The organism is Pandoraea pnomenusa (assembly GCF_000767615.3).
In the GTDB taxonomy this organism is placed as follows: Bacteria; Pseudomonadota; Gammaproteobacteria; order Burkholderiales; family Burkholderiaceae; genus Pandoraea; species Pandoraea pnomenusa.
This window is the reverse complement of record NZ_CP009553.3, coordinates 735,961-759,246: the sequence shown is the minus strand read 5'-3', so window position 1 is coordinate 759,246 and position 23,286 is coordinate 735,961. Positions and strand designations below refer to the sequence as shown.

Genomic DNA, 23,286 nt, shown 5'->3' with positions numbered 1-23,286 from the left:
TGGAGCCCGCGATGTCTGATTCCCCGTACCGTGCCCGCCGAGAGCGAGTCATCGAACAGATGCGCAAGGCCGGTGGCGGCGTCGCCGTCGTGCCCACGGCCCCCGAAGTGCCGCGCAACCGCGACAGCGACTTCCCGTATCGCCACGACAGCTACTTCTATTACCTCTCGGGCTTCACGGAGCCCGAAGCCGTCGTGGTGCTCGACAGCCGCACGGGCCAGTCGATCCTGTTCTGCCGCGCCAAGAACGAAGAGCGCGAGATCTGGGACGGCTATCGCTATGGCCCGGAAGCCGCGCGCGAGACGTTCGGCTTCGACGCCGCCTACGCCATCGACGAAATCGATACGCGCATGCCGCAGTTGCTGGCCGACGCGCCCGCCCTCTTTTATGCGCTCGGCGCGTCCGCGCAGCAGGACCGGCAGGTGCGCCACTGGCTCAACGCCGTGCGTGCGCAAAGCCGCACGGGCGTCTCGGCACCCAGCGCCGCGCACGACATCCGCGCGATGCTCGACGAGATGCGTCTGGTCAAGGACAGCACCGAACTGGCGATCATGGCCCGCGCCGGCAAGATTTCGGCCGATGCCCACGTGCGCGCGATGAAGGCGTCGCGTCCGGGACTGCGCGAATACCATCTCGAAGCGGAGCTGCTGTACGAATTCCGTCGCCACGGGTCGCAGTTCCCGGCCTACGGCTCCATCGTCGCCACCGGGGCGAACGCTACCGTGTTGCACTACCGTGCCGGCGACGCCGAACTGCGCGACGGCGATCTGGTGCTCATCGACGCCGCGTGCGAGCTCGACGGCTACGCTTCGGACATCACCCGTACGTTCCCGGCCAACGGCAAGTTCACCGCCGCGCAACGCGAGCTGTACGACATCGTGCTCGCCTCGCAGCAAGCCGCCATCGACGCCACGCGCGCCGGGGTGCCGTTCGACGCGCCGCACAACGCTGCCGTACGTGTGCTCGCGCAGGGCATGCTCGATACCGGCCTGCTCAAGCGCGACACCGTGGGGAGCCTTGAGGACGTGATCGCCAACAAGTCGTTCAGCCGCTTCTACATGCACCGCACCGGCCACTGGATCGGCATGGACGTGCACGACTGCGGCGAATACCGCGAGGACGGTCCGAACGGCGAGCGCCCGTGGCGCACGCTCGGCGCCAACATGGTCACGACGATCGAGCCCGGCATTTACGTGCGGCCGGCCCCCGACATCGACGAGCGCTATTGGAACATCGGCATTCGCATCGAGGACGACGCCGTCGTCACGCCCACCGGCTGCACGTTGCTCACACGCGACGTGCCCGTCGATGCCGACGAGATCGAAGCCTTGATGCGCGGCTGATGACCGGGCCGCAAGTCACTCCCACCGCCGTGCCGGCCGCGATCCTGGGATCGCGTCTCGAGGGAACGCCTCGCACTGCGCGGCGCTTCGACGTGGCCATTGTTGGTGCCGGCCCGGTGGGCACGGCGCTCGCATTGCTGCTGGCCCAGCGCGCTCCGCAATTGCGCATTGCGTTGGTCGATGGGCGCGGGCCGCAGGCCGGCTACGACGATCCGCGCACGCTGGCGCTCTCGCACGGTAGCCGCGAGATTCTCGCCCGTGCCGGCGCCTGGCCACATCAGGGCGCAGGACTGGACTGCACGCCGATCCGGCATATCCACGTCTCGCAGGCGCGCCGCTTCGGCAGCACCGAAATCGACTATCTCGATCACCAGGTGCCGGCGCTCGGCTACGTGGTGCGATACGGCGCGCTCATGCGCGCGCTCGACGCCGCGATGTCGCGCTTGCCGTCTCGCATCGCGCACGCGCCGCCCGGCGAGATCGGCCATACCGACGAGCCCCGTGAATCGTTGGAAGCCGACGACTCCGCAGGGCTGCATCATTTCCGCCCCTACCGGGCGATCGCCCTGCGGCAGGACGCCGGAGAGGTCACGCTCACGCTCGGCACCTCGATCGACGATCACGCCCAGACGCTGCACGCCACGCTCGCCGTCAATGCCGAAGGCGGCTTGTTCGAGGGCCAGACGGCCCGTGCGCGCTCACGCGATTACGGGCAAACCGCGCTGGTCGGCTTCGTGACCTGCGAACGGCCGCGTGCCGGCTGGGCCTGGGAACGGTTCACGCCGGACGGCCCCCTCGCGCTGCTACCGCAGGAACACGGGTATGCGCTGGTGTGGTGCTGCTCGCATGACGAGGCCAGGCGTCGCCGCGAGCTCGGCGACGTTGCCTTCCTCGCGGAGCTGTATGCCGCATTCGGCGATCGCATGGGACGCTTCACCGCGATCACCGGACGCGCCGGCTTCCCGCTGGGCCTGAATGCGGCAAGCCATGTCGTCGACGGCCGCGTCGCGGCCATCGGCAACGCGGCGCAGACCCTACACCCGGTGGCCGGGCAAGGCCTGAATCTCGGCCTGAGAGACGCCTTCGATCTGGCCGAGACCCTGGTGCGCGACGCACGCCACGGCACGCCCGGTCCGGCTGCGCTCATGGCCTTTGCGCGCCGTCGCCGCGCCGACCGTGGCCTCACCATCCGCATCACCGACCTTCTCCCGCGCGTGTTCGGCATCGACGCCACGCCGGTCGCCCTGTTGCGCGGCATGGCCCTGGCGGGCCTCGACCTCGTGCCGCCACTCAAAACCGCCTTCGCGCGTCAGATGATGTTCGGCCAGCGCGGCTGAGGGCGGGGCCCGGCCGCTGGGCCGCCGGACAATTTGCACATTTTTTAGGCGACGGGGACGGGTTTTCGCAGTAAAATACAAACTTTTTCCCGGCTTTTCCCTTCATCGTGCGTATTGGTCCCCACGAACTCCGCAATAACCTGTTCGTCGCCCCCATGGCGGGTGTGACGGATCGGCCGTTCCGCCAGTTGTGCAAGCGACTGGGGGCGGGCTACGCCGTCTCGGAGATGGTGGCGTCGAACGCCCAACTCTGGAAGAGCGAAAAAACGATGCGCCGCGCCAACCATGCCGGCGAGGTCGCGCCCATCTCGGTGCAGATCGCGGGCGCGGATCCGGCCATGATGGCCGAGGCCGCCCGCTACAACGTCGAGCGCGGCGCGCAGATCATCGACATCAACATGGGTTGCCCGGCCAAGAAGGTCTGCAACGTCGCGGCCGGCTCGGCGCTGCTGCAGAACGAGCCGCTGGTCGCGCGCATCGTGTCGGCCGTCGTCGGCGCGGTCGGCGATGTCGTGCCGGTCACGCTCAAGATTCGCACGGGCTGGGATCGCGAGCACAAGAACGCGCTCACGGTGGCCCGCATCGCCGAGGACTGCGGCATCAGCATGCTCACGGTGCACGGCCGCACGCGCGCCGATCTTTATCACGGCGATGCCGAGTACGAAACGATCGCCGCCGTCAAGGCCGCGGCGCGTATTCCGGTCGTCGCCAACGGCGACATCGATTCGGCGCCGAAGGCAAAGCACGTGCTGGAAGTCACCGGCGCCGACGCCATCATGATCGGCCGCGCCGCGCAGGGACGGCCCTGGCTGTTCCGCGACATCGAGCTGTACCTCGCGACGGGCGAGATCGCCCTGGCGCCGCGTGTCGACGAAATCCAGCAGATCATGAATGAACACCTCGTGGACCACTACGAGTTCTACGGGGAATACACAGGCGTGCGGACCGCACGCAAGCATATTGCATGGTATTCACGGGGGTTGCCGGGGGCAGCCACGTTCCGACAGCGTATGAATACGCTCGACACCACGCAGGAACAGTTGGCCGCGGTCAACGAGTTTTTCGAACAGCAGAAGGCGCACTCGGACCGTCTCTGCTATGAACAAGAATCTCCGAGGGAGCTATTAGCCGCATGAGCAAAGCAAACATAGAACAATCCGTGCGCGACAGTCTGGATTCGTATTTCCGCGATCTGGATGGCGCACGTCCACACGATGTCTACGATATGGTCGTCTCCGTCGTTGAAAAGCCGCTGCTCGAGTTCGTGCTCGGCAAGGCCGACGGCAACCAGTCGCTCGCCGCCGAATATCTGGGGATCAACCGCAACACGCTGCGCAAGAAACTGCAGCAGCACGGCCTGCTGTAAACGCCGGCGCGCCCGTCAGGTTCGCCCCCTTCGTTCGATCCGTCCGTTTTTGCCGCTTCACTTTCGTCCGTCATGATCAAGCAAGCTCTCATTTCCGTCTCCGACAAGACCGGCATCGTCGACTTCGCCAAGTCGCTCGCTGCGCAAGGCGTGTCGATCCTCTCCACCGGCGGCACCGCCAAGCTGCTGGCCGATGCCGGGCTGAAGGTGACCGAAGTCGCCGACTACACCGGTTTCCCGGAAATGCTCGACGGCCGCGTGAAGACGCTGCATCCGAAGGTTCACGGCGGCATCCTGGCCCGCCGCGACCTGCCCGAGCACATGGCCGCGCTCGAACAGCACGGCATTCCGACCATCGACCTGCTCGTGGTGAACCTGTACCCCTTCGTGCAGACGATTTCCAAGGACCAGTGCTCGCTCGAGGACGCCATCGAGAACATCGACATCGGCGGCCCGACGATGCTTCGCTCCGCCGCGAAGAACCATCGTGACGTCACCGTCATCGTCGATCCGGCCGACTACGCCGTGGTGCTCGACGAAATGAAGGCGAATGGCAACACCGTGGGCTACGCCACGAACTTCCGCCTGGCCACGAAGGTGTTCGCCCACACGGCGCAGTACGACGGCGCCATCACGAACTACCTCACGAGCCTGGGCGAGTCGCTGCGCCACGACGAGCGTTCGCCGTACCCGGCCACGCTGAATCTCGCTTACACGAAGGTGCAGGACATGCGCTACGGCGAGAATCCGCATCAGAGCGCCGCGTTCTATCGCGATATCGTTACGCCCGAGGGTTCGCTCGCGAACTATCGCCAGCTCCAGGGCAAGGAACTGTCGTACAACAACATCGCCGACGCCGATGCGGCGTGGGAGTGCGTGAAGACGTTCGACGCGCCCGCCTGCGTCATCATCAAGCACGCCAACCCGTGCGGCGTGGCCGTGGCGGCGTCGCCGTCCGAGGCCTACGCCAAGGCCTTCCAGACCGATCCGACGTCGGCCTTCGGCGGCATCATCGCGTTCAACCGCGAAGTCGACGAGGCGGCCGCGCAAGCGGTTGCCAAGCAGTTCGTGGAAGTGCTGCTCGCACCGTCGTTCACCGAAGGCGCCAAGCAGGTCTTCGCCGCCAAGCAGAACGTGCGTCTGCTCGAAGTGCCGCTGGGCAACGGCGTGAACCAGTATGACTTCAAGCGCGTGGGCGGCGGCCTGCTCGTGCAGTCGCCGGATGCCAAGAACGTGGCGCCGCACGAACTGCGCGTGGTGACCAAGCGTCATCCGACGCCCAAGGAAATGGAAGACCTGCTCTTCGCCTGGCGCGTGGCCAAGTACGTGAAGTCGAACGCGATCGTGTTCTGCGCCGGCGGCATGACGCTCGGCGTGGGCGCGGGTCAGATGAGCCGTGTCGATTCGGCCCGTATCGCCAGCATCAAGGCCCAGAACGCCGGCCTGTCGCTCAACGGCTCGGCCGTGGCGTCGGACGCCTTCTTCCCGTTCCGCGACGGCCTGGACGTGGTCGTCGACGCCGGTGCGACCTGCGTGATTCATCCGGGCGGCTCGATGCGCGATGACGAAGTCATTGCCGCGGCCGACGAGCGCAATGTCGCCATGCTGATGACGGGTACGCGTCACTTCCGTCACTAAGCCGACTGGCTCGATGGCCCGGCGGGCCATCGGCGCGCGTCGTGAATGCGCGAGCGCGCGACCGCATGAAAGCGCGAAAGGACACTCGAGGGTGTCCTTTCTTTTTGCCCGGCGCCCGCGTCGCGAGCTTCAGAAGTAGTGCGCGAGGCCCACGGCCACACCCACCTGATTGCTGCCCGGCACGATGGTCATGCCGTAACCCGTGACACCCAGATTCGACTGATTCTGGTTGCGCGAGAAGCCGACTTGCGCGAACAACTGCGTGCGCTTCGAGAGCAGGTACGCCGCGTTGGCCGCGAGCAGATACGGATGCTGGTTCGCCGACGTGATGTTGTTGTAATAAATCGCGCCCGACAGAATGACCTCCGTGACGGGCCGATACTGCAATCCGGCGAAATACAGTTCGTTGCGTCCGGCCACGCCCGGGACATCGCTCAGATACCACTGATAGCCCACGAATGGCTTGAAGTTGCCAAGTGCGTAGCTTGCGCCGGCCGCAACCCGCTGCGACGTGTTGCCCTGAGTCGCGACGGCCGTGCCGCGCTGCTGATCGTAGACGAGCGACACATTGAGCGGCCCGTTCGCATATCCGACCGACACGCTGTACTCCTTGCCCACACGCCACTGCCCCGGCACCTGCGCGCCGTTGGCGATGGTGGCGTCGTAGCCCGTCGAGAACAGTCCGGCAACCTTGAAGCCACTGAAATTACCGGCGTACTTGATCGAGTTGTCCGCCTTGCCGACGAACTGCGGATCCAGCGCCGGCAGCGAGTAACTGTAGTACGACAACGGATCGAGTTCGAGGAACGCATCATAGATCAGGTTCTTCTGACGGCCGATGGTCACCGCACCCCAGGCGTTCTGCAGGCCCACGTAAGCCTGACGACCAAACATCCGGCCGTTCTGCTGCAACTGGCCGGAATCCAGATTGAAGCCGGCTTCGAGCTGCATGATCGCCTTGAGTCCGCCGCCAAGGTCTTCCGATCCCTTGAAGCCGAAGCGATTGGGCGCCTGTGAACCGTTGCTCACGCGAAAGAGCGATGCCTTGCTGCCGTTCGCGCCTGCGCCTGCATTGCTCAGGTATTCCAGACTGTTGTCCACGATGCCGTAAATCTGCACCCCGTCGGCCTTTGCGCAACCTGCGGCCACCGTGAGCGCCATTGCCATCCAAACCTTGTGTTTCATGACATTCCCCATTTTATATTGGACTACAAACTAATTATGGTTTCGGGTCGCGCATGCGCACGCACCGAGGCGATGCAAGCGACCCGCCCACCGGTGTTTCGTGGAGGTTCTGTACGCTCGCTTCCTCAGGCGGCGCGCGAGGTGCCCGGGACGGCGGGAGGTGCCGCCCGCGGGGGAGTACAGGGCCGGGTCGATGTCAGGTCTGACATCACGCCATTGCGCAATGCGGTCATCTCCGCGAGGATCGCCAGCGCGATTTCCGGCGGCGTGCGTGCGCCCAACGCAAGCCCCACGGGGCCATGCAGACGCCCGATCTGCGCGGCGCTCAGGTCGAACATGGCGAGCCGCTCGCGCCGGGCCGCCTGATTGCGGTGCGAGCCGATCGCGCCGACATAGAAGGCATCCGACCTGAGCGCCTCGAGCAATGCCATGTCGTCGAGCTTCGGATCGTGGGTGAGCGCCACGATGGCGGTGTTCCCGTCGGGACGCAGCCGCGCGATCAGGTCGTCGGGCATTTCCCTCGTGCGGGTGATGTGTGCGGCGAGATCGCCGTCATGCATGGTGTCGTGAATGTCGCGCGGATCGCAGATCACGACCCGGTAGCCCAGCGGCACCGCCATGCTCACGAGGTGGCGCGTGAGCTGGCCGTCGCCGATCACGACGATTCGCCAGCGCGGCCCGAACGGCACCGCCAGGCGTGTCGGCGAATAGGCGAACGCCTCGGGTTGGCGCACGGTGCGCACGCGGGCGAGTCCGGTACGCAAGTTGAGTTCTCGCACCCCGAGCCTGCCGCCGTCGATGGCGTCGCGCATGGCATCGAGCGCGCTGCGTGGCGTCACGCGCTCGATGACCAGTTCCAGCGTGCCGCCGCACGGCAGGCCGAAACGGTGCGCCTCGTCGGCGCTCAAACCGTAGACCTGCACATGCGGGCGCAAACCGGGGCGAAAGCCCGCGGCGACCTTGGCGAGCAGGTCGTCCTCGATACAGCCCCCCGACACGGAGCCGGCAACGCGTCCGCGCGACGCCAGCGCCATCATCGCGCCCACGGGGCGCGGCGCCGAGCCCCAGGTGCGGGCGACCGTGGCGAGCAACACTTCGTCGCCCTGTGCCTGCCAGCGCGCAACCGCTTCGAGCACTTCGGCGTCGACCCCGTCCATCAGGCGGCTCCCGGCACCGGCGTTGCGCCCGGCGTCCCGGCGTGCACCAGCGCACGCGCCTCGGCGACCGTCTGCGGCAGCGGCATCGTGCGCGCACGCACGCCCGTCGCACGCCGGATGGCCTGCGCCACGGCCGGCGCCATCGGTGGCAACGACACTTCACCGCAGCCCTGTGGCGGACGATCGCTCGGCAGGATCACCGTTTCGATCTTCGGCATCTCGACCAGATACAACAGCGGATAGTCACCGAAGTTGCTCTGCGCCACGCCGCCGTTGGCGAAGGTGATGCGGCTCTTGAACGTGTTGGTGAGCGCGAACCCGATTCCGCCCTCGATGTTGGCGCGAATGAGGTTCGGATTGATCGCGCGCCCGCAATCGACACCACAGACGACGCGCTCGATCTTGAAGCGATCGTTCACGACCCGCAGCTCCACCGCCACGGCCACGTACGTCGAAAACGCCGTGCCACGTCCCGTGTACGTGCAATAGCCGAAGCCGCGATGCACGTCGGGCTTCGCCTTGCGCTGCCAGCCGGCCGAGGCGAACGTCGTCTCGATCACGCGCGTGGCGAGCGGGTCGTGCCGGAGCATGCGCTTGCGATAGTCCACCGGATCGATGCCCGCGACCTCGGCCATCTCGTCGATGAAGCTTTCGAGGAAAAATACGCTTGATGTCGAGCCGACCGAGCGCATGAAGCTCACGGGAATATTCGGCTGTGGCACATCGACGCCTTCCACGCGCAGGTTCGGCACCGCGTACGCCAGATCGTAAAGCCCGTCGAGCATCGTCTCGTCGTAGCCCGCTTTCTCGAAGTGATCCTTCTTGATGACGTTGTACAGCGACTGTCCCGCCACCCGCATGTGCAGGGCGACCGGCAATCCGTCGCTGCCCAGCGCGGCCTGGAAGCGCGCGGAGGCGCACGGACGGTAGAACCCATGACGGATATCGTCTTCGCGCGAGCGGATCACTTTCACGGGACGCCCCACGGCCGCCGAGGCCACCGCCGCATGAATCACGAAATCAGGCACGTACTTGCGGCCGAAGCTGCCACCAAGGAACGTCGTGTGCACCGTGACCTTCTCGGGCGGCAGCTTGAAGATGCCACCGAGCGCCCAACGCACCTTGTCCTGCCCCTGAATCGGTCCCCAGACCTCGATTTCCCCCTTGTCCTTGCGCACGTGCACGGTGGCGTTCACCGGCTCCATCGTCGCGTGGACGATGTACGGGGTGTGATACTCGCTCGTGACAACCTTGCCCCCGGCTGCAATGACCCCGGTGGCGTCGCCGATATCGGTGGCCACGCCCGCCTTGCCGCCGACGAGGGCCGCGCGACGCTCGGCGAGGATCGTCGCGCTGTCGGCGGCCGGACCCGCCTTCCATTCGACGTCGAGCGCGTCGCACGCGGTTTTCGCGCGCCAGTAATCGTCGGCCACGACGATCACGGCGTCTTTCGCCAGCACGACGTCGTGCACGCCCTTGCGCGCCCTGATCGCGTCGCGATTGCGCACCGAGCGCGGCGCGCCGCCCGACGTGGGCGCCATGCGCACGGCGCCCACGAGCATGTCGGGCACCTTCACGTCGATGCCGAAGATGGCAGAGCCGTCGACCTTCGAAGGCGTGTCGAGACGCGCCAGCGATTGTCCGATCAGGCGGTGTGCCGCGTCGTTCTTCAGATGCGGATGCGGATTGAGCGGTTGCTTCGCGGCGTCGGCGACCAGCTCGCCGTAACCGATCGAGCGGCCCGACTGCGGGTGGATGACACGGCCGTCGCGCGTCACGCAATTCGACGTACGCACGCCGAGTCGCTTTGCCCCGACCGCGACGAGCGCCTCACGCGCCTGCGCCCCCGCGACGCGAAGCCGTTCGTAGAACAGTGTCGCCGACATCGATGCGCCCACGAACTGCTGCAGGGCTTCGTTGGCGGCGGCGGTGCGATAGGCGTCGCGAGCGGTCACGAACTCGACGCGCACCCGGCGCCAGTCGGCATCGAGTTCGTCGGCCAGTACCTGCGGCAGGCCGGTGTACACCCCCTGCCCCACCTCGCATTGCGACAGGCCGAGCACCGTGGTGCCGTCGGCGTCGATACGGATCCAGTCGTTGACCTCGACGAGATTCGCGCCGGCCGCGCGCGCCGACGGGCTGCCCACCCACGTCGCCGTGACCGGAATCAGCAGGCTGCCCGCCGCAAGCGACATGCCCTTGAGCCAGTGGCGTCGCGCGGGCGAGGTCGGCGCGTTCGCGTGCGGTGCGGTGCCGCAGGCGGGATCTTGCGGATGCGCCGGACGCACCGTCGGCTCAGCGTTTTGCTGCGTCATGGATCGCCTCCCGGATGCGGTGATAGGTCGCGCAACGGCACAGGTTGGTCATGGCCTCGTCGATCTGGGCGTCGGTCGGCCGCGGATGCTTGCGCAGCAGCGCTGCCGCCGCCATGACCATGCCGGACTGACAGTAGCCGCACTGCGGCACGTCCTTCGCGATCCAGGCTTGCTGAATCGGATGCGAGCGCGTGGGCGAGAGCGCCTCCACGGTGGTGATGCGCTTGCCTGCCACGGCCGAAACCGGCAGAACGCAGGTACGCGTGGCTTCGCCGTCGACGTGCACCGTGCAGGCGCCGCACGCCCCGATGCCGCAGCCGTACTTGGTCCCGGTCAGTCCCGCCGCATCGCGGATGACCCACAGCAAAGGCGTGTCGTCATCGCCGTCGAAGACGAAGGGGCGCCCGTTGAGTTGGAATTCCATTGACTCTCCCGTTGTGACTGGCTGCCCTCTGCACAAACACCTTCACGGTGGCCGGCAGATGGCGATTGAATTCTCACCACGAGAAAATTGGCGAACAACGGCCGGGCGGCCCGAAAAGGATGCCGTTCGTCCAGAGACGGGAAAACCCTCAGGAAGGATCGGACGAGCGAGGGGAGCGAGGGGAGCGAGGGGGCGAGGGGCGGGCGTCAGTTGCCCGGCTCGCAGCTTCGGAGGTATTCGCGCGGCGGCAGGCCGTAACAACGACGGAAGGCGCGCGTGAACGCCTTCTCCGAGGCGTAGCCCACGGCGTCGGCCACGTCGGAGACGCGTGCGCCCGCGCCCGCGAGCCGGTCGGCCGCGAGGTACATGCGATGCGCGGTGAGATACGACATCGGCGACTCGCCGACCAGTTCGCGAAAGCGCAGACAGAACTTCGAACGGGACATGCCGGCGATGTCGGCCAGTTGCTCGACCGTCCACGCGCGTTGTGGCATTTCGTGCATCGACGCGATGGCACGCCCCAGTTGCGGGTCCGACATGCCGCGCAGCCAGTGCGTGCTCGCGCCGCCGTGCGCGCCGAGATACGCGCGCAGAATCTGCACGAACAGCACGTCGGCCAGACGCGCCACCGCCACGCGCCATCCCGAGCCGCGCTGCATCGACTCTTCGATGAACCCCGCGATGGTGGTCGTGAGCAAGGCCGGCACGGCCGGGTCGCCGGCGCGGATATGGATCAGTGGCGGCAGCGCAGCGAGCAGCGGATTACGCGCCCGCTCGCGGAACATCACCACGCCGGTGTAGAGATCGCTTACGGCGCCGGGCCCACCCGCGCGAAACGCGAGTGGTGTATCCAGCTTGGGCTCGATGCCCTGCGCGGACATCATGTCCTCGAACAACACCGGCGGTTCGTCCAGTGACGAGCACATCACATGCTCGTGCCCGTGCGGCAGCAGCACGCAGTCGCCGGGCTCGATGCGCACCGGCGCCATGCCCGCCACAACGAGCCAGAACGGTTCCCCCATCGCCGTGCGAAAGGGCGCGCCGTCGAGCGCCGGCTTGCGCAGCGACCATGGGGCACCGAAGGTGAATCGTCCGGTGACGACCGCGTCCGCGCGCAGATCGCCAAGCACATCGCTCAGCGGATCCACGGCGCCCTGCCCGGTTCGACGTAACTCGGCAAATGTTCCATATGTGAAACGTCGATTTATCTATGAATATTCACAGTATGCCGTTTCGCAGGCTGGAAAAGAATCGACTTCCGCTTAGGGAAAATACCGGGAGGCGGTGGGTGGGACGGGCGCGAAACACTCGGTATACGGCCGAAGTGCAGGCCGAAGTGCAGACAGAAATGCAGGCCGGCGTGGAGGTCCTGGCGACATCGAGGGCCAGGGTTCGGCGGGCGGGAACCTCGGCGATCAGCGACGCGAGATCGACGCCAGGAACACGTCTGCCGGACCGCCATTCGCGCGCAATTCACACATCACGCTGGCCACCGCGCCGTCGGCCCTCTCTTTTCCGTCCATTCCTTCGATGCGCAGGGCATGGCCCGCCGGCACCGTCACGGTCTGGCCATCGTGCAAGGCGGTCGTCACTTGCCCCTCGGCGCAGTAGAGAAAACCGATCGCGCCATCGTTCGCCGGCAGCGACCACCTCAACGGCGCGCTCTCGAGACGATGTTGCGTGAGCGCGTGTTGCCAACCGACGCGGCGCGTCATGACGTTGAAGTCGTCGATGGGCACGCCGGCCGCGTCCAACGCGGGCGTGCAGCTCACGGCCAGTTCGCCGCCAAAGGCATAGGGGGGCGTGCGCGGGGTGAGCGTCACGTCAGGACGCCCTTCGACATTGAGCGTCAACGCGCCGCCCCTCACGATAGCCAACGACCGATCGATGCCGGCAAAGACCGAAAACGGCCCCGGGTTCGCCACCGTCGCGGTGCTGATGCGCCAATCGAATCCGTCCTCGCCAGGGCGTCGCGCCACGGCGAGTTCGGTCGTCACACCCTGACCGTTTTTCCACGGCATCTTCACGAAATCGGCCGGGCCGAGGACTTGCAATTGCATGAGCACTGTCGAGGCGAGTGAGACGTTGGCGAAAATGCAGGATCGATCGGAATGCGGCGTTACTTGCGAACTTCGCCGTGACCGAACACGACGTACTTCAGACTCGTCAGCCCCTCGAGTCCCACCGGACCGCGCGCGTGAAGCTTGTCGTTCGAGATACCGATTTCCGCGCCCAGGCCGAATTCGAAGCCGTCGGCGAATCGCGTGCTCGCGTTGATCATCACACTTGCCGAGTCCACCTCGCGCAGGAATTGCATGGCGGCGGTGTAGTCCTCGGTCACAATGGCGTCGGTGTGATGCGAACCGTATCGATTGATGTGCGCGATGGCGGGCGCAAGGCCGTCCACGATTTTCACGGCCAGCACGGGTGCCAGATACTCGGTCGACCAGTCTTCCTCGGTCGCCGCGATGGCGCCGTCAACGCCGGCTTCGGCGAGTGCCGCAAGCGTACGTTCGCAGCCGCGCAGCTCGACCTGCCTGCTCTGGAACATGCGCGCGATGGCAGGCAACTGATCGATGGCCCGCTGATCGACCAGCAGCGTCTCCATCGTGTTGCAGGTGCCGTAGCGGTGCGTCTTGGCGTTCTCGCAAATCGCCAGCGCTTTCGACGCGTCTGCGCGAGCGTCGACGTAGACATGGCAGATGCCATCCAGATGCTTGATCATCGGGACGCGCGCGTCCTGCATCAGACGTGCGATCAGGCTCTTCCCACCGCGCGGCACGATCACGTCGACATAGTCGGTCATCGTGATGAGTTCTCCCACGGCGGCGCGATCAGGCGTGTTCACGACCTGAACGGCATCGCCGGGCAAGCCGCTGGCCGCCAGCGCGTCCGCGATCAGCGCCGCCAATGCCGTGTTGCTCTCGATAGCCTCCGAACCGCCGCGCAGGATCGTCGCATTTCCCGACTTCAGGCAAAGCGCCGCCGCGTCGATCGTCACGTTCGGGCGCGACTCGTAAATGATGCCGATCACGCCCAGCGGCACGCGCATCTGGCCGACCTGAATACCACTCGGCTGCACGCGCACGTTGCTGATCTCCCCGATAGGATCGGACAGCCCCGCAATCTGGCGCAACCCTTCGATCATGGTTCGCAACGCCTTGTCGGACAGCGTGAGCCGGTCGATGAACGCGGCATCCTGGCCGTTGGTGCGCGCGCGCTCAAGATCACGGCGATTCACGTCCTGCAGCGTCGCGCCCTGGCGCTCGATGGCGTCGGCGATCGCGAGCAGCGCGCGATTCTTGGCGGCGGTGTCGGCACGCGCCATGGCGCGCGATGCCTCGCGGGCGCGCTGACCCAGCGATTGCATGTAGGCTTTGATATCCATATCGTCGTTCGGCGGTTTCGATGGGCGGCTGTGTTGCCCTTGAATTCGGGTTGGCTGCCGCGAAGGCTCGCCGGTCATGTGACAGATTGTCCGTTAATTGCGGGGATCTTGCTGCTGCGGCTCCCGTTCCCCGGGAGGCGCAATACCGGCATTGGCGGCTTTCGTGGTGTTCGTGGCTTGAGCGGCGTCGGGCGCGGTCTACGCGGGCACCGGGCGTGGTGCGCGGGCGGAGCGCGCCACCGGCGGTCGCTCGCCCGCGAGCAGCAGGCCAAGTTGCAGCATGCCGTCCCACGGATCGCCGGGCAGGCCTTCGGCGCGCAACCCCTTGACCTGTCGGTCCAGACGTGCGGCCAGTTGCAGCGCCTGCGCCAGCATGGCCGGCGTGGCGCGGCCCGCAGCCTGCTCCATCAAGCGCTCACGCGGCCCCCACACGCGGAACTCCCGCAGCAACACGGCAAGCGGCTTGCCCGCCGCCATGCCTCGCGTGATCTTCGCGAGCGTGCGGACTTCCTCGGTCAGTGCCCAGAGCACGAGCGGCGCCGCTTCACCCTCGCCGCGCAAGCCGTCGAGCATGCGGACCAGTCGGGCGGCATCGCCCGCGAGAACGGCTTCGCTCAGTTTGAAGACGTCGTAGCGCGCCACGTTGAGCACGGCATCCTGCACCTGTTCGAAGGTGAGCACACCTTCGGGGTACAACAGACCGAGCTTCTGAATTTCCTGATGCGCGGCGAGCAGGTTACCCTCGACGCGATCGGCAATGAACTGGAGCACGCGCCGACCCGGCTCGCCGGCTTCGACGCGCTGGCCCTGCGCAGCCAGACGCTGGGCGATCCAGTCCGGCAGACGCGCCCGATCGACCGGGTCGACCTTGACAGTCACACCGGCGCGATCGAGCGCCGTGAACCAGTCGGACTTGCTGGCCGCGGCATCGAGCCGGGGCAGCGTGATGATGGTCAGCACGTCGCCGTTCGCGGCTTCGGCATGCGCCTTGAGCGCCGCGCCGCCCTCCTTGCCCGGCTTGCCGCCCGGAATGCGCAATTCGATGAGCTTGCGATCGCCGAACAGCGACATCGATTGGCCGGCGTTCGCGAGCGCCCCCCAATCGAAGCTGCGTTCAACGCTGAGCACGTCGCGTTCGGTGAAACCGCCCGCACGCGCCGCTGCCCGCACGCGATCGACCGCCTCCTGCACGAGCAGGCCCTCGTCGCCGTGGATCGTATAGATCGGCGAGAGCGACTTGGCAAGGTGCGCGTCGAGCGCGTCGGGACGCAGTTGCATGAACGGGATTCGGGGGGCGTTATTCTTCCGGCTTCGGGGCCGGCATGGACTTCACCGCTTCCATGCGCCGGATGATCTGATCGACCGCATCCTTCTGCATGTCGCGGGCCAGCAGCGCCGCTTCCGTGTCGCGCGCCGTCGCTTCGCTGTCGCTATAGGGCAGATTGCGCGTCAGACGAATGGTGCTCAGCGGAATGATCGGCCGGCCGTCAGGCGTGACCAGCTGGAACGTGTAGGAGTTGCGAATCTCGTATTCGCGCGCCTGGCCGTTGGCATCGAGACTGACCGCCGTACGTGACGAGGTCGTGTTCAGAATCTCGAGGCGAGCGTCGGCATCCTTGGGTTCGGTCACCACCACGGTGCCCTTGCTGCCGTAGCGCACGTAACGCGAGATGTCGATGGCCATCAGGCCACCGCCCGAGATGTACAGCCGCTTGAACGCGTATTCGCTGGCGCCGCGCAGCTGGAAGCCGCAGGCGGACAATGCCAGCGCGCAGCCCAGCAAGGCCATCCAACCGAAGATCCTGCGCGTCATGCCGACGCCTCGTTGCCCGGATGTCATTTGCACGTGATGTGCCCTCTTGTCACCAAACGTCATCAATTCGTCGAGCGGCGGCAATCCACGCCGCCTCACACCACCACGTTCACCAATCGACCCGGCACGACGATGACTTTCTTCACCGGCTTGCCTTCGCCGAACTTGGCGGTCATTTCATGCGCCAGTGCGGCCTGCTCGATGGCTTCGCGCGATGCATCCTTCGCCACGCGTACCGCACCACGCACCTTGCCCGCCACCTGGAGTACGAGTTCGATCTCGTCCTGCACCAGTGCCGCCTCGTCGACTTCCGGCCACGGTGCGTCGAGCAGGTCGCCCATCTGCGCGGCGTAACCCAATGCGTCCCACAGGCCGTGCGTGACGTGCGGCACCACCGGGTAGAGCACGCGCAGCAAAATTCCGTAGCATTCGCGCACCGCGCCGGCGCCAGCGGCACCCTTGTCGCTTTCGATGGCGTTGAGCATCTTCATCGCCGCCGACACGACCGTGTTGTACTGCACACGCTGATAGTCGTAATTGGCCTGCTTGAGCACGCCGTGGATCTCGAGACGCAGCGCCTTCGCGGCTGCGCTCGACGTGTCGATCGCCGCATCGGCCTGGCGCAGCAACGCCGCCTGCGATTGGCCGAATCCCCACAGGCGACGCAGGAAGCGGCTTGCGCCCTCCACCCCCGCCCCCGACCATTCGAGCTGCTGCTCGGGCGGCGCCGCGAACATCACGAACAGGCGTGCGGTGTCGGCACCGTACTGATCGATGAGCGACTGCGGATCCACCCCGTTGTTCTTCGACTTCGACATCTTCTCGATGCCGCCGAGCGCCACATCGGCGCCGTCGGCCTTCGACGTGGCGCCGACCGGGCGTCCCTTGTCGTCGAACTGCACCTGCACGTCGAGCGGGTTGAACCACGTCTTCTTGCCGGTGGCGTCTTCGCGATAGAACGTCTCGTTGAGCACCATGCCCTGCGTGAGCAGGTTCTGCGCCGGTTCCTTGAAGCTCACCAGGCCCAGATCGCGCATGACCTTGGTCCAGAAGCGCGAGTACAGCAAGTGCAGGATCGCGTGCTCGATACCGCCGATGTATTGGTCCATCGGCATCCAGTAATCGGTGCGGGCGTCGACCATGGTGTCGGCGTCCGGGCAGGCGTAGCGCGAGAAGTACCAGGACGAATCGACGAACGTGTCCATCGTGTCGGTCTCGCGGCGCGCCGGCTTGCCGCACTTCGGGCAATCGCACTTCAGGAACGCTTCGGACTTGGCCAGCGGATTGCCGGTGCCGTCCGGCACGAGGTCTTCGGGCAGCACCACCGGCAGGTCCTTCTCGGGCACCGGCACGGCACCGCACGATTCGCAATGGATGATCGGGATCGGCGTACCCCAGTAACGCTGACGCGAGATCCCCCAGTCGCGCAGACGGAACGTGACCTGCTTGTCGCCCGCGCCCTGTGCTTTCAGATCCGCCGCGATGGCGTCGACGGCGGCCGCAAAGCCCAGGCCATCGTACTTGCCGCTGTTGATCAGCGTGCCATCCTTCTCGCCGTACCAGGCTTGCCACGCTTCGGTCGAATACGTCTCGCCCTCGACGGCGACGACCTGCCTGATCGGCAGGTTGTACTTGCGCGCGAATGCGAAGTCACGTTCGTCGTGCGCCGGCACGCCCATCACGGCGCCTTCGCCGTAGCCCATCAGCACGTAGTTGCCGATCCACACTTCGACCTTGTCGCCAGTGAGCGGATGCGTGACGAAGAAGCCCGTCGGCATGCCCTTCTTTTCCATCGTGGCGATGTCCGCCTCGGCCACGCCGCCCTGCTTGCACTCGGCGATGAACGCCTGCAGATCGGCACGGCCTTCGGCCAGACGCGTGGCAAGCGGATGCTCGGCCGCGACGGCGCAGAAGGTCACGCCCATGATCGTGTCGGCACGCGTGGTGAACACGCGCAGGAGCTTCCGCTCGCCGTCGAGCTCGTACGGGAAGCCGAAGTTCACGCCGAAGCTCTTGCCGATCCAGTTCTGCTGCATCACCTTCACGCGCTCGGGCCAGCCGAGGTCGTCCAGGTCGCCGAGCAATTCGTCGGCGTACTCGGTGATACGCATGTAGTACATCGGGATTTCGCGCTTTTCGACGAGCGCCCCCGAGCGCCAGCCGCGGCCGTCGATCACCTGCTCGTTGGCGAGCACGGTCTGATCGACCGGATCCCAGTTCACGGTCCCGGTCTTCAGGTAGACGACGCCCTTCTCGAGCATCTTCAGGAACAGCCACTGGTTCCAGCGGTAGTACTCGGGCTTGCAGGTGGCGACTTCGCGCGACCAGTCGATCGCCAGGCCCATCGCCTGCATCTGCTTCTTCATGTACTCGATGTTGTCGTACGTCCACTTGGCCGGCGGCACGCCGTTGGCCATGGCCGCGTTTTCCGCCGGCATGCCGAAAGCGTCCCAGCCCATCGGCATCAGCACGTTGTACCCGCGCATGCGCATCTGGCGGTACATCACATCGTTGATGGTGTAATTGCGCACGTGCCCCATATGCAGCTTGCCCGACGGATACGGCAGCATCGAGACGCAATAGAATTTCTGTTTGTCCTCGCGCTCGGTGGTCTTGTAGGCGTCGATCGCCTGCCAGTGCGACTGGGCGGAGGCTTCGACGTCGGCGGGAACGTATTTTTCTTGCATGATGGGTCGGCGGATAGGATTCGGCTCGGCTTCGCTCCCGCCCGGCGCGCGGCGATCGAGGCGCGGCATGCAGGTGTTTCGGGGTGAATCCGGGGAAAACGATGATTATAACGCCGCCGGGTGCCGATTCGGCGTCACGGCGGCGAGGGAGGCGCGAAGGAAGCACCATGGCGCCCGGCGCGGGAGGCGCCGTCTCGATGGCGGGGCGCGGAGTACTCCCCGCCGTGAAGGCACCCGGACGTGCGGCGACCCGTGCGAGCGGTGCGAGCGGTGCGGCGCACTGGCCGCCCCGGCGGGGCCGGCGGGTCCGATGGGATCAGCGCAGACCCAGCACGTCCTGCATGTCGAACAGGCCGGTCTTGTGTTTCGCGAGGAAGCGGGCCGCGCGCAGCGAGCCCTGGGCATAGGACAACCGGCTCGACGACTTGTGCGTGATCTCGATGCGCTCGCCGATACCGGCGAACAGCACCGTGTGATCGCCCACGATGTCACCGCCGCGCACGGTCGCGAAACCGATCGTCGACGGATCGCGCTCCCCGGTCACCCCCTCACGGCCGTAGATCGCGCACTCCTTCAGATCGCGCCCCAGCGCCTCGGCAACCACTTCGCCCATGCGCAACGCCGTACCCGAAGGCGCATCGACCTTGTAGCGGTGGTGTGCCTCGATGATTTCGATGTCGTAGCCGGTGTTCAGAATCTTCGCGGCCACTTCGAGCAGCTTGAACGTCGCGTTCACGCCCACGCTCATGTTCGGCGCGAACACCACGGCGACGCGCTCAGCCCCCTTGGCCAGACGCGCCTTGTCCGCCTCGGAGAAACCGGTCGTGCCGATGATCATCTTCACGCCATGCTTCTCGGCGGCCGCCAGGTGGGCGAGCGTCCCTTCAGGGCGCGTGAAGTCGATCAGATACTCGGCGTTGGCGAGCGCGGCGTCCAGATCGTCCGTGATCTTCACCCCGGTTTCGCGGCCGAGGAATGCTCCGGCATCGTGGCCCAGCGCCGGGCTTTGCGCACGGTCGAGCGCGCCAACCAGTTTGGCGTCGTCGGCGGCAAGCACGGTTTCGATCAGCATCCGGCCCATACGGCCAGAGGCGCCAGCAATCGCAATCTTCATCATGGTGATTCTTTCGTCGTCTTTCTGACAGCTTACTGCGGCATGGAGAACAGCCCGCCACCGGCCGTCACGCGCGGCGACGGCACGAGGCCCGTGCCCGTGGCGGTGCTCGTGCTCCCGCCGGTCGCGGCGGGCGTGCCCGCCTGGGGAGCCGGCGCGGCCGGCCTGGCGGCGGTCGCGACATTCGCGGCAGCGTCCGTCGATACGGTGGCGACGTCGCTGGCGGCCGGTGCCGCGCCTGGCGCTGCCGCCGCGGCGTCGGGCGACGGCGATGCGGCTTCGGCCGCCGCGGCACTGGCCGTCGACGGCGCCGGCGCATCGGTCTTCACCGTCTTGCCCTTCTGGCCGTCGATTTCCTGCACCAACTGGTATTCGGTCGGCAGGTTCTCTCCGCCTTCCCAGCGTGCCAGCGTGTCGCCGTCGAAATACACCTTCAGATGGCGCTCCTGCACCACCGAGGCATTGCCGCGCTTGAAGTAGAAGACGTAATCCCAGCGATTCGCGTGGAAGATGTCGGTGAGCAGCGGGGTACCGAGCAACTGGCGCACCTGATCGCGCGTCATGCCGGGCTTGAGCTGGTCGTAGGCTTCTTTCGAGACGAAGTTGCCCTGCACGATGTTGATTCGATACGGCGTGACCACGCCGATCACTTTGTCGGTCACGCTGTCATACGTCGAGCAGCCGGCCAGGGCCAGCAACGCCGCCGCAGCGCACACGGAAAACGGAAGGGAGAGATAACGACGCAAATCTGACTCGCTTTCAAAAAAATCGAACTTGAATCCGGCACGCCCGGCGCGCCGCCACATCGCCCCCGTTGACGGTACAAACCGTCCCGTTTGCCCCGGTTTGCGCCCGGGCAAGGCAAAAAGGCATTATTATTGGGGCTGTATTGTACTCTAGGGACGTAGAGCGATGCCGAATCCCGCCGATCTGAAAAATATCGGACTGAAAGCCACGCTTCCGCGCCTCAAGATTCTGGAAATCTTCCAGAACAGTGAGGTGCGCCATTTGACCGCTGAAGACGTTTACCGTCATCTGCTCGGCGAAAATCTCGACATCGGACTGGCCACGGTCTACCGTGTTCTGACGCAATTCGAGCAAGCAGGACTATTGTCGCGCAGCAACTTTGAATCCGGCAAGGCCGTTTTCGAGCTCAACGAGGGACATCACCACGACCACCTGGTGTGCCTGGATTGCGGACGCGTCGAGGAATTCTTCGACGCCGAGATCGAACGCCGCCAGAAACTCATTGCCAAGGAACGCGGATTCGCACTCCAGGAGCACTCGCTCGCGATGTACGGGAGCTGCACCAAGGATCCTTGCCCGCATCGTCAAAAGAACTAAAAGCGACGCCATCGGAATGCTCTCCTCCAGGAAGCATTCTGGGAATTCGCCCGCTCCTCAACGCCACGCCGAACCGAGCGCAGAGTCGCATCGTCTACAATACTCCCCCGTTCAAAGCGTATAGCCGTAAATCGCGCCTGTACGGGACCGTATCGATGCACTCCCCTTTTTTATGACCCACAAAGAATCGCCCAACGATATGCCACAGAGTGACGCAGACGAAATCTCGTTGGCGGATATTCTCGGATTTGTCCGCGAGAACCTGAAAGTGATTGCGGCACTTGCCGTGGCCGGCGCCGTGATCGGCATCGGGAGCACCTATGCCATCCAGAAGCAATGGGAAGGCAAGGTCACGCTTCAGGTCGGACGCTCGGCCGGGTCCCCGGTGTCGGGCCCGGACGGCCCGCTCATCGAGTCGGTCCAGCAAACGGTGGGCCGCATTACCCTCGGTTCATTCCGCGATCGCGTGGCCGGCGAAGTACTGCCGGACTTGCGCCAGGATCAGGACGCGTTGCGCAAAACCGTCGCGTGGAAGTCGCTGAAAGCCCGGGGCATCCAGGGCACCGTCTATGTGGAAGTCACCGCACGCGGCACCTCCGAAGCCGAAGCGGAGAAGATGCTCAAGCAGGCGTCCGAGGACGTCATCCTCGAGCATCAGGCGATTCTCGACCGGGCGCGCCTGCTTCCCAAGCAACAGCTGAGCGTCATTGACGCGGCCATCGACGCCAACACCAAAGCGCAGGAAGAATTGACCACCGCGTTGGCACGATCGAAGAACACAGACTCGGTCATGGCCCTCAGCGCGCTGCAGAGCAGCCGCTCCGAGCGTGCCGTGCTCAACGACAGCCGCTTTCGCGTATCTCAGTTGCTCGCCCCTGACCAGTCGTACAACACGCGCGTGATCAGTGCGATCAACGTCAACGGCAATCCGGTGTTCCCGCGCAAGCTGTATTTCGGCGGCGGCGGCCTCGTCATCGGCGCCCTGCTGGGCGTGCTCCTGGGGTTGGCCCGCAAGTTGAAAGCCAGCGTCAAGTAAGCATCGGACGCGCGAAGGGGCCACCGGCTCAAGGCGTTCGCCGGATGCAAAAACAAAAAAGCCGCTGTCTCCCGACAGCGGCTTTTCTTTGTGACGAACGTCGCGCGGCGATTACTTTGCCGACATCAGCGCCACGGTCGTGTCGAGCATGCGGTTCGAGAAACCCCACTCGTTGTCGTACCACGAGCTCACCTTCACCAGACGGCCCGACACCTTGGTCAGCGTGCCGTCGAAGTTCGACGAGGCCGGGTTGTGGTTGAAGTCGACCGACACCAGCGGCGCCGTGTTGTACGTTGCGATGGCCTTGAGCGGGCCCTCGGCGGCTTCCTTCAGGATCGCGTTCACTTCGTCCACCGTCGTGTCGCGCTTGGCGACGAACGACAGATCGACGATCGACACGTTGATCGTCGGAACGCGAATGGCATACCCGTCGAGCTTGCCATTGAGTTCCGGCATCACGAGACCGACAGCCGACGCGGCACCGGTCTTCGTCGGGATCATGCTCATCGTCGCCGAACGGGCGCGACGCAGGTCTTCGTGATAGACGTCGGTCAGCACCTGGTCGTTCGTGTAGGCGTGCACCGTGGTCATCAGGCCCGTTTCCAGGCCGATCTTCTCGTGCAGCGGCTTGACCAGCGGCGCCAGGCAGTTCGTGGTGCACGAAGCGTTCGAGATGACCGTATCGGTCGCCTTGAGCACGCCTTCGTTCACGCCGAACACGATCGTGGCATCCACATCCTTGCCGCCCGGGGCCGAGATGATGACCTTCTTCGCGCCGCCCTTCAGGTGGGCGCTCGCCTTTTCCTTCGAGGTGAAGAAACCGGTGCACTCGAGCACGACGTCCACGCCCAGCTCGCCCCACGGCAGTTCGGCCGGGTTGCGATTGGCCAGCACGCGAATCTTGTCGCCGTTGACGATCATGTAATCGCCGTCGACCGACACGGTGCCCGGGAACTTGCCGTGCGCCGTGTCGTATTGCGTCAGGTGCGCGTTCGTCTGTGCGTTACCGAGATCGTTGATGGCGACGATTTCGATGTCGTGCTTCTTGCCACCTTCGTAGTGGGCACGCAGTACGTTGCGGCCGATACGGCCATAGCCGTTGATAGCGACGCGAATGGTCATGGGGGTTTCTCCGTAAG

At 65.6% G+C, this 23,286-nt stretch carries 20 protein-coding genes; 7 read left to right on the top strand and 13 right to left on the bottom strand.

The genetic code is table 11. From position 1 onward, the window contains the following. Positions 1-11 precede the first annotated feature (11 nt). The 5 genes from LV28_RS27530 to purH all read left to right on the top strand — a co-directional run bounded on the left by LV28_RS27530 (position 12) and on the right by purH (position 5,684). Positions 12-1,343: an aminopeptidase P N-terminal domain-containing protein gene (locus LV28_RS27530; protein ID WP_115344581.1), complete on the top strand. Its 1,332-nt coding sequence runs from the start codon at positions 12-14 to the stop codon at positions 1,341-1,343. After that, on the top strand, positions 1,343-2,680 hold the full coding sequence (locus LV28_RS27525) for a UbiH/UbiF/VisC/COQ6 family ubiquinone biosynthesis hydroxylase (RefSeq protein ID WP_081326805.1): 1,338 nt from the start codon (positions 1,343-1,345) through the stop codon (positions 2,678-2,680). The genes LV28_RS27530 and LV28_RS27525 overlap by 1 nt, the downstream gene beginning before the upstream one ends. A gap of 107 nt (positions 2,681-2,787) precedes the next feature. After that, complete coding sequence (dusB, locus tag LV28_RS27520) at positions 2,788-3,816, top strand: tRNA dihydrouridine synthase DusB (protein ID WP_023594208.1); 1,029 nt, start codon at positions 2,788-2,790, stop codon at positions 3,814-3,816. Next, the gene (locus tag LV28_RS27515; protein ID WP_023594207.1) at positions 3,813-4,046 is read left to right on the top strand and encodes a Fis family transcriptional regulator; all 234 of its coding nucleotides are present in this window, start codon (positions 3,813-3,815) and stop codon (positions 4,044-4,046) included. Before dusB ends, LV28_RS27515 begins: the two co-directional genes overlap by 4 nt. Positions 4,047-4,118: 72 nt before the next feature. Beyond that, positions 4,119-5,684 carry a bifunctional phosphoribosylaminoimidazolecarboxamide formyltransferase/IMP cyclohydrolase gene (gene purH / locus LV28_RS27510; protein ID WP_025250254.1) on the top strand — a complete coding sequence of 522 codons (1,566 nt, stop codon included), beginning with the start codon at positions 4,119-4,121 and terminating at the stop codon, positions 5,682-5,684. A 129-nt stretch (positions 5,685-5,813) separates the two neighbouring features. On the opposite strand, the gene LV28_RS27505 is transcribed toward purH, so the two are convergent. The 12 genes from LV28_RS27505 to LV28_RS27450 all read right to left on the bottom strand — a co-directional run bounded on the left by LV28_RS27505 (position 5,814) and on the right by LV28_RS27450 (position 20,513). Beyond that, positions 5,814-6,869 (bottom strand): porin, encoded by a 1,056-nt coding sequence (locus LV28_RS27505; RefSeq protein ID WP_025250253.1) that lies wholly within the window; start codon positions 6,867-6,869, stop codon positions 5,814-5,816. A gap of 125 nt (positions 6,870-6,994) precedes the next feature. Further along, positions 6,995-8,026 (bottom strand): XdhC family protein, encoded by a 1,032-nt coding sequence (locus LV28_RS27500; RefSeq protein ID WP_069106814.1) that lies wholly within the window; start codon positions 8,024-8,026, stop codon positions 6,995-6,997. Further along, the gene (locus tag LV28_RS27495) at positions 8,026-10,221 is read right to left on the bottom strand and encodes a xanthine dehydrogenase family protein molybdopterin-binding subunit (RefSeq protein WP_169834583.1); all 2,196 of its coding nucleotides are present in this window, start codon (positions 10,219-10,221) and stop codon (positions 8,026-8,028) included. The genes LV28_RS27500 and LV28_RS27495 overlap by 1 nt, the downstream gene beginning before the upstream one ends. 100 nt (positions 10,222-10,321) lie before the next feature. After that, complete coding sequence (locus tag LV28_RS27490) at positions 10,322-10,765, bottom strand: (2Fe-2S)-binding protein (RefSeq protein ID WP_023594202.1); 444 nt, start codon at positions 10,763-10,765, stop codon at positions 10,322-10,324. A gap of 206 nt (positions 10,766-10,971) precedes the next feature. Further along, positions 10,972-11,913, bottom strand: a complete 942-nt coding sequence (locus LV28_RS27485; RefSeq protein ID WP_023872331.1) for an AraC family transcriptional regulator — start codon at positions 11,911-11,913, stop codon at positions 10,972-10,974. A 267-nt stretch (positions 11,914-12,180) separates the two neighbouring features. Beyond that, positions 12,181-12,825 (bottom strand): HutD/Ves family protein, encoded by a 645-nt coding sequence (locus LV28_RS27480; protein ID WP_052408616.1) that lies wholly within the window; start codon positions 12,823-12,825, stop codon positions 12,181-12,183. A gap of 59 nt (positions 12,826-12,884) precedes the next feature. Further along, a complete protein-coding gene (locus tag LV28_RS27475) occupies positions 12,885-14,153 on the bottom strand; it encodes a glutamate-5-semialdehyde dehydrogenase (protein ID WP_038618824.1) in 1,269 nt (422 codons plus the stop codon). Between the two features lie 198 nt (positions 14,154-14,351). Further along, positions 14,352-15,431 carry a DNA polymerase III subunit delta gene (holA, locus tag LV28_RS27470; RefSeq protein WP_038618827.1) on the bottom strand — a complete coding sequence of 360 codons (1,080 nt, stop codon included), beginning with the start codon at positions 15,429-15,431 and terminating at the stop codon, positions 14,352-14,354. 19 nt (positions 15,432-15,450) lie between these two features. Then, positions 15,451-15,966, bottom strand: coding sequence for an LPS-assembly lipoprotein LptE (locus LV28_RS27465; protein WP_023872334.1), 516 nt, complete (start codon positions 15,964-15,966; stop codon positions 15,451-15,453). A gap of 95 nt (positions 15,967-16,061) precedes the next feature. Beyond that, the gene (leuS, locus tag LV28_RS27460) at positions 16,062-18,653 is read right to left on the bottom strand and encodes a leucine--tRNA ligase (RefSeq protein ID WP_038621626.1); all 2,592 of its coding nucleotides are present in this window, start codon (positions 18,651-18,653) and stop codon (positions 16,062-16,064) included. 316 nt (positions 18,654-18,969) lie between these two features. Next, entirely contained in the window at positions 18,970-19,767 is a 798-nt protein-coding gene (gene dapB, locus LV28_RS27455) for a 4-hydroxy-tetrahydrodipicolinate reductase (RefSeq protein WP_031627068.1), read from the bottom strand. Positions 19,768-19,799: 32 nt separating this feature from the next. Continuing rightward, a complete protein-coding gene (locus LV28_RS27450) occupies positions 19,800-20,513 on the bottom strand; it encodes an outer membrane protein assembly factor BamE (protein ID WP_223272028.1) in 714 nt (237 codons plus the stop codon). 166 nt (positions 20,514-20,679) lie between these two features. Here LV28_RS27450 and fur point away from each other — a divergent pair, with 166 nt between their 5' ends. After that, complete coding sequence (gene fur / locus LV28_RS27445) at positions 20,680-21,111, top strand: ferric iron uptake transcriptional regulator (RefSeq protein WP_023594193.1); 432 nt, start codon at positions 20,680-20,682, stop codon at positions 21,109-21,111. Positions 21,112-21,340: 229 nt separating this feature from the next. Further along, positions 21,341-22,147 (top strand): GumC domain-containing protein, encoded by an 807-nt coding sequence (locus LV28_RS27440; protein WP_058371622.1) that lies wholly within the window; start codon positions 21,341-21,343, stop codon positions 22,145-22,147. A 111-nt stretch (positions 22,148-22,258) separates the two neighbouring features. Here LV28_RS27440 and gap read toward each other — a convergent pair whose 3' ends face one another. Next, positions 22,259-23,269: a type I glyceraldehyde-3-phosphate dehydrogenase gene (gene gap / locus LV28_RS27435; RefSeq protein ID WP_023594191.1), complete on the bottom strand. Its 1,011-nt coding sequence runs from the start codon at positions 23,267-23,269 to the stop codon at positions 22,259-22,261. Positions 23,270-23,286: the final 17 nt, after the last annotated feature.

What these genes read in the sequence shown, in the direction of transcription:
- gap (WP_023594191.1), bottom strand. Translation starts at nt 23,269, where the DNA reads ATGACCATTCGCGTCGCTATCAACGGCTATGGCCGTATCGGCCGCAAC.
- LV28_RS27475 (WP_038618824.1), bottom strand. Translation starts at nt 14,153, where the DNA reads ATGGATATCAAAGCCTACATGCAATCGCTGGGTCAGCGCGCCCGCGAG.
- LV28_RS27525 (WP_081326805.1), top strand. Translation starts at nt 1,343, where the DNA reads ATGACCGGGCCGCAAGTCACTCCCACCGCCGTGCCGGCCGCGATCCTG.
- leuS (WP_038621626.1), bottom strand. Translation starts at nt 18,653, where the DNA reads ATGCAAGAAAAATACGTTCCCGCCGACGTCGAAGCCTCCGCCCAGTCG.
- LV28_RS27515 (WP_023594207.1), top strand. Translation starts at nt 3,813, where the DNA reads ATGAGCAAAGCAAACATAGAACAATCCGTGCGCGACAGTCTGGATTCG.
- LV28_RS27480 (WP_052408616.1), bottom strand. Translation starts at nt 12,825, where the DNA reads ATGCAATTGCAAGTCCTCGGCCCGGCCGATTTCGTGAAGATGCCGTGG.
- fur (WP_023594193.1), top strand. Translation starts at nt 20,680, where the DNA reads ATGCCGAATCCCGCCGATCTGAAAAATATCGGACTGAAAGCCACGCTT.
- LV28_RS27505 (WP_025250253.1), bottom strand. Translation starts at nt 6,869, where the DNA reads ATGAAACACAAGGTTTGGATGGCAATGGCGCTCACGGTGGCCGCAGGT.
- LV28_RS27465 (WP_023872334.1), bottom strand. Translation starts at nt 15,966, where the DNA reads ATGACGCGCAGGATCTTCGGTTGGATGGCCTTGCTGGGCTGCGCGCTG.
- LV28_RS27530 (WP_115344581.1), top strand. Translation starts at nt 12, where the DNA reads ATGTCTGATTCCCCGTACCGTGCCCGCCGAGAGCGAGTCATCGAACAG.
- dapB (WP_031627068.1), bottom strand. Translation starts at nt 19,767, where the DNA reads ATGAAGATTGCGATTGCTGGCGCCTCTGGCCGTATGGGCCGGATGCTG.
- LV28_RS27495 (WP_169834583.1), bottom strand. Translation starts at nt 10,221, where the DNA reads ATGTCGCTTGCGGCGGGCAGCCTGCTGATTCCGGTCACGGCGACGTGG.
- LV28_RS27500 (WP_069106814.1), bottom strand. Translation starts at nt 8,026, where the DNA reads ATGGACGGGGTCGACGCCGAAGTGCTCGAAGCGGTTGCGCGCTGGCAG.
- purH (WP_025250254.1), top strand. Translation starts at nt 4,119, where the DNA reads ATGATCAAGCAAGCTCTCATTTCCGTCTCCGACAAGACCGGCATCGTC.
- LV28_RS27490 (WP_023594202.1), bottom strand. Translation starts at nt 10,765, where the DNA reads ATGGAATTCCAACTCAACGGGCGCCCCTTCGTCTTCGACGGCGATGAC.
- holA (WP_038618827.1), bottom strand. Translation starts at nt 15,431, where the DNA reads ATGCAACTGCGTCCCGACGCGCTCGACGCGCACCTTGCCAAGTCGCTC.